Genomic DNA, 11,981 nt, shown 5'->3' on the forward strand with positions numbered 1-11,981 from the left:
CCTTTGAGAGGTCCGTCACACTTAGGAGCCGTTGCGAAACGGCCTATGCTTTTTGAACCCCTTCGGTACGGCTCCTTATGCCGTTTTGGCTATACGAAATGACCAAATTATCTTTTAATAACGGCTTACAGCTTTTTGCAGAGGAAAATCGTCCATGACCGCGAAAACCAAGCGCTCTCCGAAAATCATCTGTATCAGCAGCGGCAAAGGCGGGGTCGGCAAGACCTCCTTTTCGGTGAACGTGGCCACCGCCCTTTCCCAGAAAGGCAAATCCGTCCTCCTCATCGACGGCGACCTGGGGCTGGCCAACGTTGATGTGGTGCTGGGGCTCAACGTCCGGCACACCATCCGGGAAACCATCGAAGAGGGACGTGACCTGGCAAGCTCCCTGGTGGAGATCAACCCGAAGTTTCAGGTCTTGCCGGCCAGCTCAGGCGTGCCGGAAATGGCCAATCTCTCCTACGAAGAACAGGCCTTTCTCACCAGCAGCCTGGAAGAGATCATCGACCGCTTCGATTATGTCCTCATCGACACCGCGGCGGGAATCGGCGATTCGGTGCTCTGGTTCAACACCTGGTGCCAGGAAAATATCGTCATCCTGACCCCGGACCCGACCTCGCTCACCGACGCTTACGCCCTGATCAAGGTTCTCCATACCCGCCACGATAGAAAGCGCTTTCACCTGCTGATAAACAGTGTACAATCCAAAAAAGAAGGCCAGGATGTCTTCGCCAACATGAGCATGGTTCTCGAACGTTTTCTGAAGATCACCCCCCTGGCCTTGGGCGCCATGCCCCAGGATAAAAGCGTCTCCATGGCCATCCGCCAGCAGAGACCATTTTTGCTGGGTGCGCCGGAAAGTAAGGCCAGCCTGGAGATTATCGCTGTGGCGGAACGCATCATCAATCTGTAACCTGCCCGGGATTTTTCGCGCAATGGCGCAACCCGGTTCATTATTTTTTCTCAGCAAAGAGGAGTGTTATGTTTGTCATCGGTAATTTTTTAGGCGCCCTGGCCACCCTGGTGGATTTTGCCTTAAGCGCCTACATGTGGGTCATCATCGGCAGGGCCATCATTTCCTGGGTGAACGCCGACCCGTACAACCCCATTGTCCGTTTTCTTTACGAGATCACCGAACCAGCGCTCTCCCGCATCCGGAGGGTAGTGCCGATTTTTGGCGGCGGACTCGATCTTTCCCCCATGCTGCTTATTCTCGCCCTGATTTTTTTGCGGAGCTTTTTGGTCCCAACCTTGCATGAACTGGCGAAAAGCATCGGGTAAACCATGAAATGGCATTACGGACCCATGGCTTTTCCCCTTTTTTTCAAGTCCATCCGTTTTTGAGGCACACACAAGGAGTCGAGGCATGATTCTCTCAGCGCAAGACATCCAGTCCCAGCAGTTCCATGTCCGTTTTCGCGGTTTCGATGTGGAAGAGGTGGACGATTTTCTGGAAAAAATCGCCACCGCGTTTCAGGCGGTTTCCGAAGAAAACCAGAAACTTAAAGGCCGGCTGGAAACCATGGAAAAGGATCTGGCCACCTACCAGAACCAGCAGAAATCCTTCCAGAGCGCCATCATCGCGGCCCAGAATGTCGCCGATGGGATGAAGGAAAAAAGCCGGGAAGAGGCGGAAGCCATCGTGGCCGAGGCCCAAGAAGAAGCCCGCCTGCGCCGGGATGACGCCGATCACGAGATTGCCGAACTGAAAAGAAAGATTGATGACCTGAAATCCCTCAGAGAACAGGCGAGAAATGATCTGCGCCAACAGCTGAAATCCTACCTGCACATGTTGGACACAGAACCAGCCGACAGTGGGCGAGCAGCAGAGCATTTCAGTTCTTCGCCCCGCCGGCAGGAACCCCCGCGCGGCAACATCTATGGCGCTACCCCCCGGAGCCGCGTCGCAGCCGAGCCGGAACCAAGGCGACCACTGAGCGACAGCCGGCTCTCCGCCTCCTCCGAGGAGCCAGACCTTACAGACCTCTACGTCAAGATCGACATCCCGGACAGCACCCCCGGGAACAGGGTTGGCATGGTTGGCATGGCGGCGGAAAGGGACGACGACTTTGCCCCCCAGGACATCGCCCTGCCGTCAGCGCTTGCCGCCAGACAAGACATGCTGATCATGGATGAAGACGAGGATGCGGACCCCATTCTCCCCGACCTTGACGGCGACATGGCCTTCAGCCTTGAAGATCCCCTGGAAAGCCACGAGCCGTCTGTTTCCTTCGCCGGCAGCCTGGATGAGGCCAAGAAAAGAAAGGCGGATCGTTTCAACCCCGATGAATCGCCCCTATGACCTACCTGCGGGAACAGGCTGACCACACCTCGGTCAGCCTGTCCGTCCATGTACAACCCAAAGCATCCCGCACCCGCATCGCCGGGCTCCATGGCGAGGCGCTCAAGCTCTGCATCACCTCACCCCCGGTGGATGGCAAGGCCAACGCCGCGGTGATCCAGTTCTTTGCCAAACTCTTCAAGATTCCCAAGGCAGCCGTGACCCTTGCCAGCGGCGAAGCCAGCCGCGACAAACGGATTGTCCTCGCAGGAATCTCGATGACCCAGGCCGAGGCGGTGCTGCAACCCCTCCTTACCCCAGAGGATGTTTCGGACCGCCCATGCTCCCGCTGAGCCTCTTTTTTTCTCCCCTTGAGATTTGTACCCCATCTCGGCTACACTGGGATATTCGAAGCACCTAGTTCCTTGACCCCAAGCCTGTGCAGCGCGCAAACCATGAATCCTGTGAAGATCGGCATCCTTTCCGACACACATCTTGCCCGCCCCACCGAGACCTTCAAAAAGATCGCGGAGGCCTGCTTCCATGACGCGGACATAATCCTCCATGCCGGAGACCTCACCGACCCGGCGATCCTCACGGTATTTCCGGACAAGGAGGTGCATGCGGTGCACGGCAATATGTGCTCGGCCCTGGCCTGCCAGCACCTGCCGACCCACAAGGAAATCCAAGTGGGCGGCTTCACCATCGGCCTGATCCATCGGGCCGGCAACACCTATGATTTTGAACAACGCCTGATCGAGATTTTTCCCGAGGCGGACTGCATTGTTTACGGCCACACCCACAGGCCGGTCTGCCACCGCCTCGGCGGGGTGCTCTATATCAATCCCGGCAGTTTCACCGGCACGGGCTATGCCGGGGCAGGCGGCACCTTTGCCATTCTTGAGGTCGGGGAAACCCTGCAAGGGCAAATTTATCAAATCCAGGCCAAATTATGAAAACTCTCTGGACGCCCTGGCGGATGGAATATATCGAGGGCAAGACAGGCACTAAGAGCTGTTTTTTCTGCGCCGCCCCGGAGTTACCCCATTCCGCCGAAGACCTTATCCTTTACCGGGACCGATTGCTGGTGGTGCTCATGAACCGCTTTCCATACGCCAACGGCCATCTGCTGGTGGCCCCGGCCCGGCACGTGGCGGATCTCGGCGAGCTGAACCCCGAGGAAAACAACGCCCTCACCGCCATGCTCACCCGCTGCACCGGGATTCTGCGTCGCCATCTCCAGCCGGACGGCTTCAATATCGGCCTGAATCTGGGCGAGGTTGCCGGGGCCGGCGTAGCCTCCCACCTGCACTGGCATATCGTGCCCCGCTGGCAGGGGGACCACAATTACATGACCGTGCTGGCAGAGGTGCGCACCATCCCGGAACACATCGCCAATACCTTTAGCAAACTGCTCCCTGATTTTCAGGCTCCCTGATCCTGGAGTTCCTCCGGCCATGGCCCCACAAACCCGCACTCTGCATGAGCTTTTCTTGACATTTCCCGCAAAAACACCTATCAATCGCTGAAGGATCAACAACCGCAACGCAAAGGCGCAGAAACGCAGATTTTTTAATGTTTCTGCCACCCCTGCCTTCCTTTGCGCCTCTGCGTTAATTTTTTACTGAAAAATCCAATGACCACACCCGCTTCCGTTAAAATCACTCCCATGATGCAGCAATACCTTGAAATCAAGGCGCGGCATCAGGATGCCATTCTTTTTTATCGGCTGGGCGACTTCTACGAGATGTTCTTTGACGATGCGGTGACCGCCTCCAAGGTGCTGGGCATCACCCTCACCTCCAGAAACAGCAAGGATGACGAAAACCGGGTGCCGCTCTGCGGCATACCGTACCACGCGGTCTCTTCCTATCTGGCCAAGATGATCAAGGCCGGCTTCAAGGTGGCGATCTGCGAGCAGGTGGAAGACCCGAAAGAGGCCAAGGGCGTGGTCCGCCGCGAGGTGGTGCGGGTGGTCACCCCTGGCCTGGTCACCGACGAGCAGCTCCTCGACGACAAGGACAACCGCTATCTGGCTGCCATCTGCCACAAGGGCAAGGGTTGGGGCTTGAGCCTGCTCGATCTTTCCACCGGCGAGTTTTTGGTGAGCGAGCGGGAAGACCTCCCTGCTCTTTTGGATGAACTCAGCCGCCTGTCCCCCTCGGAGATCCTGCTCCCGGAAGAATCCGGAGAAACATCCACGCTGGCGGACGAACTGCAGGCCTATCTGCCGCAGAGCTGCCTGACCAGACGGCCAAACAGCGGCTTTCATCCGGAGACGGCGCGGCAGCGGCTGCTGGAGCATTTCCGGGTGGCCAACCTGGCCGGCTTCGGCTGCGAGGAGCTTAAAAGTGGGATCGGGGCGGCAGGCGCCCTGCTCCTCTACCTGCAAGAAACCCAGAAAACCACCCTGGACCATATCGAGCGGCTCACCCCCATCGAATTCGACCACGTCCTGCTCATGGACGAATCCTCCCGCCGCAACCTGGAATTGACCCAGACCATCACCGGCGGCGCCAGGGAGGGTTCGCTGCTGGACACCCTCGATCTCTGCGAAACCCCCATGGGGGCACGGCTGCTCAAGAAAAACCTGCTCTTTCCCCTGCAGGAGGTCGAGGCCATCCGCCAGCGGCTGGACACGGTGGAACAGCTCTACCTTGCCCCCCGGTTGCGGGAGGAGCTCCGGGAACTGCTGACCAAGGTCTATGACCTGGAGCGGCTCAATGGCCGGGTGGTGCTGGGCACTGCCAATGCCCGCGATCTCACGGCCCTCAAGTGTTCCCTGGCCCAGCTGCCCCAGCTTAAAGAAAAACTCTCCGGCACCAAAGGCCTACTGGCCGAACTCGGTACGGTGGACGAGCTGGCCGAGCTCCGCACCCTGCTGGAAGCGGGGATTCGCGAGGACGCGCCGGTGACCCTGCGGGAAGGCAACCTGATCAAACCCGGCTACAACGCGGAGCTTGACGAACTGGTCAGCCTGCTGCGCGACGGCAAGGCGCTGATCCTGGGGTTGGAGGCGCGCGAACGCACGCGCACCGGGATCAACAACCTCAAGGTCGGCTTCAACAAGATCTTCGGCTACTATATCGAGATCAGCCGAGGCCAGCTTGGTCATGTGCCCGAGGACTTCATCCGCAAGCAGACCCTGGTCAACGCCGAACGCTTCATCACCCCGGAACTTAAAGAATTTGAGGAAAAGGTCACCGGCGCCCAGGACAAACGGCTGGAGCTGGAATACCGGCTCTTTGGTGCGATCCGGGCCACGGCGGCGGCGGCCTCTTCCCGGATCCTCCATGCCGCCGCCCGCTTGGCCCAAATCGATTTTTTCTGCTGCCTGGCCGAGGTCGCCCAACGATACCGCTACACCAAGCCGGTGATCACCTCGGGCGAGGCGATCATCATCCGGGAAGGCCGCCATCCCGTAATTGAGCGCGCCCTGCCGCCGGGCCGCTTTGTGCCCAACGATATCCATCTGGATCAGGAGAGCGAAGAGGTTCTGATCATCACCGGCCCCAACATGGCCGGCAAATCCACGGTGCTGCGGCAGACCGCGCTCATCACCCTCATGGCCCAGATGGGCAGCTTCGTGCCTGCGGCGGCGGCGGAGATCGGGGTGGTGGATCGCATCTTCACCCGGGTCGGGGCCTCGGACAACCTGCGCCGCGGCCAGTCCACCTTCATGGTGGAGATGAACGAGACGGCCAATATCCTGAACAACGCCACCGAGCGGAGCCTGGTGATCCTCGACGAGATCGGCCGCGGCACCTCCACCTTTGACGGCCTCTCCATTGCCTGGGCCGTGGCCGAGGATTTGGTCAACAAGAACGGCCGTGGGGTCAAGACCATCTTCGCCACCCACTACCACGAGCTGACCGAGCTGGCCGCCACCAACCCCCGAGTCAAGAACTACAACATCGCGGTGCGGGAGTGGAACGACACCATCATCTTTCTCCACAAGCTGCTGCCGGGCGGAACCAACCGCAGCTACGGCATCCAGGTGGCCGCCCTGGCCGGGGTACCGGCCAAGGTGGTTGCCAGAGCCACGGAATTATTGCATAATATCGAGCAGGGGGAATTCAACCGCCAGGGCGAACCGCGCATCGCCACCTCGCCCAGAAAAAAGAAGCCCCACCAACCCGGCCAGCTCTCCCTGTTCGGCGGGGGAGAGTCTCCAGCGACGCGCAGGCTGCGGGAGATCAACCCCGATGGCTTGTCGCCCCGTGAGGCCCTGGATCTGCTCTATGAACTTAAAAGGCTGACCGATGGGGAGTAGGTTTAACGCAGGCGCACACATAGCCCAGGGCACAACGCAAAAGCGTTTTTTCCGCTTGCCGCTCTGGATTCTCTTGCTGCTCCTGCTCAGCACCCCGGCCTGGTCCAGGCCGGACCCGGATCAGGATGACATCGCCAGACAATACGAACAAGCCAAGGCGTATTATCAGGATTTGGTGGCCAGCGACAAGGCCAAGAACCGGAACAGCTGGCTCACCTCCGTCACCGCCTTCCGCAGCATATACAAGGCCGCCCCCAACCATCAAGCTGCTCCGAAATCCCTGTTCATGCTGGGCAAAATCTACCAAACCATGTTCCAGCAAAGCAAAAAAACCCAAGATCTTGACCAGGCCATTGCCTCCTACGAAGAGCTGAGCTCGAAGTATCCGGGGAATACCCTGGCCGATGACGCCTTTTTTATTCTGGGCACCATCTATCTTGCCGACAAAAAAGATTCGGGCAAGGCGGCACGGGCCTATGCCAAGATCATCGCCATCTACCCGGAGGGCGATATGGCCGGGGCGGCCCAGGAACAGCTGTTGCAGATCAAGCATGGATCAGCCGCCGCAGCCCCGACTCCGACCCCGACCAAGGAAGAGGTCGGGGAAAAATGCATCAGCCCGCTGGTTGCCGAAGAACCGCCGCCAAAAGACCTTACCGCAAAAAAAACCGGGCTGGCCACGGTGCTGCCCATTCGCCACTGGTCCAACAACCGCTACACCCGCCTGATCGTTGAAACCACCGGCCCGGTAACATTCAAGCACCAAGCGCTCACCGGGGACGAGGCTTCCCAGCGCCGGATTTACATAGACCTGCACAACAGCCGCCTCAGCCCGGAAACCGTCAAAACCATCCCCATTGAGGACGGCCTGTTGCGTCAGGTCAGAAATGCCCAATTTGACCCGAAAACCGTACGCGTTGTCCTCGACACCCAGAGCAAGATTTCCGACTACAAGGTCTTCACCCTGGCCGATCCCTTTCGGGTGGTGATCGATGTGATGAGCACGGCCGCTCCGGACAAGAATGGAAAGCCTGAGGGCAAGGGGCAGAACGCCGGCAAAGGAAAAGAGGCCAGCACCGCAAACAAAAAAGAAACCCCAACCCTGACCCGCCAGCAAGGGCTGAGTATGAAAAGAATCGTCATCGATCCGGGACACGGCGGCAAGGATCCCGGCACCTGCAGCCCAAGCGGCCTCAAGGAAAAAGACATCGTCCTGGATGTGGCCCTCAGGGTCGCCAAGACGCTCAAGGAAAAACTCGGTTGCGAGGTTGTCCTCACCCGGGACCGCGATGTTTTCATTCCCCTGGAAGAACGTACCGCCATCGCCAACGCCAAGGAAGCGGACCTCTTCCTGTCCATCCATGTCAATGCCGCCCCAAACCATGAAGCCCGGGGGATCGAAACCTATGTCCTCGACCTGGCCAGCAACAAAGACGCCATGCGGCTGGCAGCCATGGAAAACGCCACTTCCGCCAAACAGATCAGCGATCTGCAATCCATCCTCCTGGATCTCATGCAGAATTCAAAAATCAAGGAATCCCTGAAGCTGGCCGGACTGGTCCAGGAGGAAATGGTGAGCGGCCTGAACAAAAAATTCAGCACGGTCACCAATCTTGGGGTCAAAAAGGCGCCTTTTGTCGTACTCATCGGCGCCCAGATGCCTGCCATCCTCACGGAAATCGCTTTTCTGAGCAATCCGGAGGAGGAAAAACGGCTTAAAGATGAGGCGTATCTTGCCGGCGTGGCCAATCACATCTCCGGCGGCGTGGCCCAATATGTGGAAAGCATGAGCCTGGCTGGCAATTTAAGGGCCGTTACGAAATAACCCTACGCAATCCTGAGCAGTTGGAACGGCTCCTTATGCCGTTAGCACCGCGGTCGCAGTCCTTTTTAAATGGCAGCCTCAACCCCGCTGAATTCGCCAAGTGCTTGGGCAATCCCGCGTGTTGTGGCGGCCTGTGCCCCTACATTTCCCGATACAGGGGCGAATCGTTATCCCGATACTCTTCTTTTATTCTGACAAACTCCGGCTCCTGCCGCAGGAAGGCCGCAACAACCTTAGGATCGAACTGCTTGCCGATATTGCGGAGAATCTCCTGTTTCGCATCCGCATGACTTAACCCCACGTTATAACTCCGTTTGCTGGTCATGGCGTCATAGGCATCGGCCAGCGCAACGATCCGGGCGCAGAGGGGGATCTTGTCGCCGGCCAGGCCGTGGGGGTAGCCCTTGCCGTCCCAGCGTTCGTGATGCAGCTGGGCTATTTCCTGGGCAAGAAAGAGATATTCCGATTCGGTCTGCGCGTACACCTCCTGAATAAGTGCGCCGCCCACCAAGGCATGATCCTGCAGGGAGCACACCTCCTCATGATTCAGTTTTTCCGCCTTATGCAAAAGCTCCACCGAGATGCCGACCTTGCCCAGATCATGCAGGGGACTGACCTTGGCGATCTCTTCCGCCACGGCAATGGTGAGCCCGAGTTCCGGAACATTGGCGGCAAGATCCCTGGCCAGAACCCTGGTAAAATGATACATCCGGTCCAGGTGGCTCCCTGTCTCCTTGCTCTGCAAGGCCGCAAGCTTGGTAAGAAAAAAGATGAGCTCCTCGAATTTTTCAAGCTTGAGCAGCCTGAATCCGCCTCCGACCCGAAGGCAGAGCTCCACCGGGCGCACAGGTTTTTTTAAAAAATCATCCGCGCCCAGGGAAAGCGCCTGCACCAGGGCATCCTCATCGTCGAGGTGCGTCTGCACCAAAATATAGATATAATGGAGCTGTTTTTTTCTGATCTCGGTGATGAGCGCAAAACCATCGAGCCGCGGCATTTTCAGGTCGGTAATCACGAACCGGATCTCTGGGTCAACGGCTAATTTCTCCAGGGCCTCCTGGCCATCCAATGCTTCAATCACCTCATATCCCGCCTCACAGAGGTACTCCCGCAGCAAATGGCGTTGCAAAGATTCATCTTCAGCGATCAGCACCTTTTTGTGGTTGTTCCAGCCAATATTGCCGCTCGGGTTTTCGGTCATGGTTTGCCTCGATGGATTTTCCAAAAACAAACGTTTGCATATTCTATGCATATCCATTCCCAAAAACGCAATCATTGATTTTTCCGAGACAATGGCACACCTGCGGGCAAGTCCTGATCTTTCGCCAGATAACAAGGGCACAAAAAAGCCCCGCCGTTTTTCCACCGGCGGGGCTTTCAGGCAATTTGCTCCCAAAAAACTATCGGTCGCGTAAAAAGGCCTAGCACCCTTCCCTGAGATCCTCGCCCTCGAAATACCGCTTGATGGGCTCAGCGACTCAAATAGCGCCATGCCTGGGGCAACAAAAAAAGGGGAAGCCCCGGCAAACCGGAGCCTCCCCTTTTCACTTCTCAGAGACGATACTGCTTGCTGCGTTACTCCTTAGAACTTATGGCACTTCGCGCAGGCGAGACCTTTCTCGGTATGCTTCTCGTGAATCTTCTGCTTATCGCTTGCCGACTTGCTGCTGTGGCAATCGTTGCAGAGATCCGAGGTCGGCTTGATCAACCCGACCGGAGTTGCAGTATGACACATGTTGCACTTCAATCCCTCGGAGCGCACATGCCGGTTATGCACGGCTTCCCAATTGTAAGATTCCCGCTCATGACACAGGGTGCAGTCCTTCACCTTGGCCGGCAGGGTATGATAACCAAGCTTGGTGAAGGGAACCATCAGGTTGTTATGACCGTTCAAGGTGCCATGGCACTCCGCACATTTTGCAGCCATGGCCTTCGGTTCTACCCCATGGGTGATCAACATTTCCGCATTGACCGGAACCATGGTGTAGCTGCCGGTCATGCCTTGGTCCTGCATGCCCTTCTGCACGGCCTGATTGAAGTCGCCGGTCATGAACATCCACATGATCGCAGGCGGAACAAGTCGGCCGTCCGCAAGGATGGGCAAAGATGAGGTGTGATTTTTGATGGGCACGATCTTGGATTTGCCGTCGAAAATCTTGCCGTTGGCCTTGGCCATGGTGTAGGTGCCGTCGGCGTTTTTGGCAATCTTCTCACCGACGTTGTACACGTATGAGGTGCCGTCAAACCAGCGGTAATCCGGCTTCACATTGGCAACCTTAACTTCTTCGCCGACATAACCGCCCTGACCGTTGCAGAAAGCAGGATTCCAGACGGGTTTGAGCCAATCGCGGGACATCTCGGTGGCGCCGCCCTTGGCAAAGGTCTTGATATGACAGACCTGGCAGGAAACCTGACCCGCGGCGTGGCGGTTCAGCGTGGCATAGTTGGCGTTGGTGCTTTTATGCGGTGCGGCTCCATGACAATCCGTGCATTTTGGATCCGGGGCTTCCGTCGAGCGGAGATCTATGCCGCGGCCGGAGATCTTATGGCCGCTTACGGCATGGCAGTCGGCGCAGGAAAGATTCCCGCGGGTCGGAGACATATGGACATCCTGGGTATCGGTGGGCGCCGTACTATTGGCACCCATGTCGCCGCGCTTGGTCCAGTCCCCGCCACCAGCCTTGGCATGACAGCGCAGACAGGATTTACGAGTGGGCAGATGAACGGTTCTGGCAAGATTAACCATGGTGGTGCCAGCCGGCATCAGAGCATAATCAGGCTCGGTGAAGTAATTGCCCTGGGCGTCCTGTAAACCGAAAACATAGGTCTTGATCTTCCCAAGGTAATCGGTCACCTGCTTGGCCGTGGTCGGATCAGGGGTTGTTTTCCGCTGATAGGTGTCGTTATGACACATCAGACAGTCAACATCATTGACGGCAGGCGCGTGCGGCGCATTACCGTCTGCCCGGACGTGACAGTTAAAGCAAGCACCCCCGGAGGAAATGGCGTAGGTGCAAAAGGAGTTGATCCCCTTCGCTCCCTTGCCCAGGGTCTGATTGGGAGCATTGCTCAGTTCAGGGGTTTTCCCTTTCCATTGCATATGCAGACTGTTGAGCATGTCCTGCGCCTGCACCGGATGACAGGCAATACAGGTGGAGGGGCCGTTGTATGCGTTGATGCCCGCATGTGCGGCAGCCGCCCCGGTGCTGGTTGTCGGTGGTGGATTAGTTGTCGGCGGCGGCGTTGTGGTGGTGGTGCAAGTCTTACCGGTTTTGTAAAGGGTTACCGCATCGTACACCGCAGTGCTCACCCTTCTGACATTATGCCCGGTCCAAATGCTGTTGGTGCAACTCACCTTGGAACTCTTGTCGGAATGACAGTTCAGGCAGGTTGTTTTCAGCTCCGTCGCCGCGTCGACTGCCGCATGGGCAGCTCCGCCGGCCAGCACCGTGACCGCCGTCGCTATAAATAAAATTTTTCTCATGCAATGTTACTCCTTTTTTTCACAAATTTTTCACAGCAAACAATTTCTATTTTTCCGCAACAGATACAGAAGCATCAACGCGCACCCCACGACCGTCGCGGAGGCGAGCTCTTCGGCC

Annotated in this window: 10 protein-coding genes; 8 read left to right on the top strand and 2 right to left on the bottom strand. The window is 57.6% G+C overall.

Translation table 11 applies throughout. The features are described from left to right. The first annotated feature begins 154 nt into the window (after nucleotides 1-154). The 8 genes from ACZ46D_RS10390 to ACZ46D_RS10425 all read left to right on the top strand — a co-directional run bounded on the left by ACZ46D_RS10390 (nucleotide 155) and on the right by ACZ46D_RS10425 (nucleotide 8,379). Nucleotides 155-913, top strand: coding sequence for a MinD/ParA family protein (locus ACZ46D_RS10390; protein WP_464927365.1), 759 nt, complete (start codon nucleotides 155-157; stop codon nucleotides 911-913). A 68-nt stretch (nucleotides 914-981) separates the two neighbouring features. Continuing rightward, nucleotides 982-1,281: a YggT family protein gene (locus ACZ46D_RS10395; RefSeq protein WP_464927366.1), complete on the top strand. Its 300-nt coding sequence runs from the start codon at nucleotides 982-984 to the stop codon at nucleotides 1,279-1,281. An 85-nt stretch (nucleotides 1,282-1,366) separates the two neighbouring features. After that, nucleotides 1,367-2,302 (top strand): DivIVA domain-containing protein, encoded by a 936-nt coding sequence (locus ACZ46D_RS10400; RefSeq protein WP_464927367.1) that lies wholly within the window; start codon nucleotides 1,367-1,369, stop codon nucleotides 2,300-2,302. Further along, complete coding sequence (locus ACZ46D_RS10405; RefSeq protein ID WP_464927368.1) at nucleotides 2,299-2,634, top strand: DUF167 domain-containing protein; 336 nt, start codon at nucleotides 2,299-2,301, stop codon at nucleotides 2,632-2,634. Before ACZ46D_RS10400 ends, ACZ46D_RS10405 begins: the two co-directional genes overlap by 4 nt. Nucleotides 2,635-2,736: 102 nt before the next feature. Next, nucleotides 2,737-3,237: a metallophosphoesterase family protein gene (locus ACZ46D_RS10410; protein WP_464927369.1), complete on the top strand. Its 501-nt coding sequence runs from the start codon at nucleotides 2,737-2,739 to the stop codon at nucleotides 3,235-3,237. Further along, nucleotides 3,234-3,719, top strand: coding sequence for an HIT family protein (locus tag ACZ46D_RS10415; RefSeq protein WP_464927370.1), 486 nt, complete (start codon nucleotides 3,234-3,236; stop codon nucleotides 3,717-3,719). The genes ACZ46D_RS10410 and ACZ46D_RS10415 overlap by 4 nt, the downstream gene beginning before the upstream one ends. A 198-nt stretch (nucleotides 3,720-3,917) precedes the next feature. Continuing rightward, entirely contained in the window at nucleotides 3,918-6,554 is a 2,637-nt protein-coding gene (gene mutS / locus ACZ46D_RS10420) for a DNA mismatch repair protein MutS (RefSeq protein ID WP_464927371.1), read from the top strand. Nucleotides 6,555-6,609: 55 nt separating this feature from the next. Continuing rightward, nucleotides 6,610-8,379, top strand: coding sequence for an N-acetylmuramoyl-L-alanine amidase (locus tag ACZ46D_RS10425; protein ID WP_464927372.1), 1,770 nt, complete (start codon nucleotides 6,610-6,612; stop codon nucleotides 8,377-8,379). 139 nt (nucleotides 8,380-8,518) lie between these two features. Here ACZ46D_RS10425 and ACZ46D_RS10430 read toward each other — a convergent pair whose 3' ends face one another. Together ACZ46D_RS10430 and ACZ46D_RS10435 are read right to left on the bottom strand one after the other, a co-directional pair. Beyond that, nucleotides 8,519-9,580: an HD-GYP domain-containing protein gene (locus ACZ46D_RS10430; RefSeq protein ID WP_464927373.1), complete on the bottom strand. Its 1,062-nt coding sequence runs from the start codon at nucleotides 9,578-9,580 to the stop codon at nucleotides 8,519-8,521. 381 nt (nucleotides 9,581-9,961) lie between these two features. Next, the gene (locus tag ACZ46D_RS10435) at nucleotides 9,962-11,863 is read right to left on the bottom strand and encodes a multiheme c-type cytochrome (protein ID WP_464927374.1); all 1,902 of its coding nucleotides are present in this window, start codon (nucleotides 11,861-11,863) and stop codon (nucleotides 9,962-9,964) included. Between the last annotated feature and the right edge of the window lie 118 nt (nucleotides 11,864-11,981).

Source organism: Thiovibrio sp. Mzg5 (assembly GCF_055379285.1).

Excerpts from the sequence above, each read along its gene's own strand:
- mutS (WP_464927371.1), top strand. The coding sequence starts at position 3,918 with ATGACCACACCCGCTTCCGTTAAAATCACTCCCATGATGCAGCAATAC.
- ACZ46D_RS10415 (WP_464927370.1), top strand. The coding sequence starts at position 3,234 with ATGAAAACTCTCTGGACGCCCTGGCGGATGGAATATATCGAGGGCAAG.
- ACZ46D_RS10390 (WP_464927365.1), top strand. The coding sequence starts at position 155 with ATGACCGCGAAAACCAAGCGCTCTCCGAAAATCATCTGTATCAGCAGC.
- ACZ46D_RS10405 (WP_464927368.1), top strand. The coding sequence starts at position 2,299 with ATGACCTACCTGCGGGAACAGGCTGACCACACCTCGGTCAGCCTGTCC.
- ACZ46D_RS10410 (WP_464927369.1), top strand. The coding sequence starts at position 2,737 with ATGAATCCTGTGAAGATCGGCATCCTTTCCGACACACATCTTGCCCGC.
- ACZ46D_RS10395 (WP_464927366.1), top strand. The coding sequence starts at position 982 with ATGTTTGTCATCGGTAATTTTTTAGGCGCCCTGGCCACCCTGGTGGAT.
- ACZ46D_RS10400 (WP_464927367.1), top strand. The coding sequence starts at position 1,367 with ATGATTCTCTCAGCGCAAGACATCCAGTCCCAGCAGTTCCATGTCCGT.
- ACZ46D_RS10430 (WP_464927373.1), bottom strand. The coding sequence starts at position 9,580 with ATGACCGAAAACCCGAGCGGCAATATTGGCTGGAACAACCACAAAAAG.
- ACZ46D_RS10435 (WP_464927374.1), bottom strand. The coding sequence starts at position 11,863 with ATGAGAAAAATTTTATTTATAGCGACGGCGGTCACGGTGCTGGCCGGC.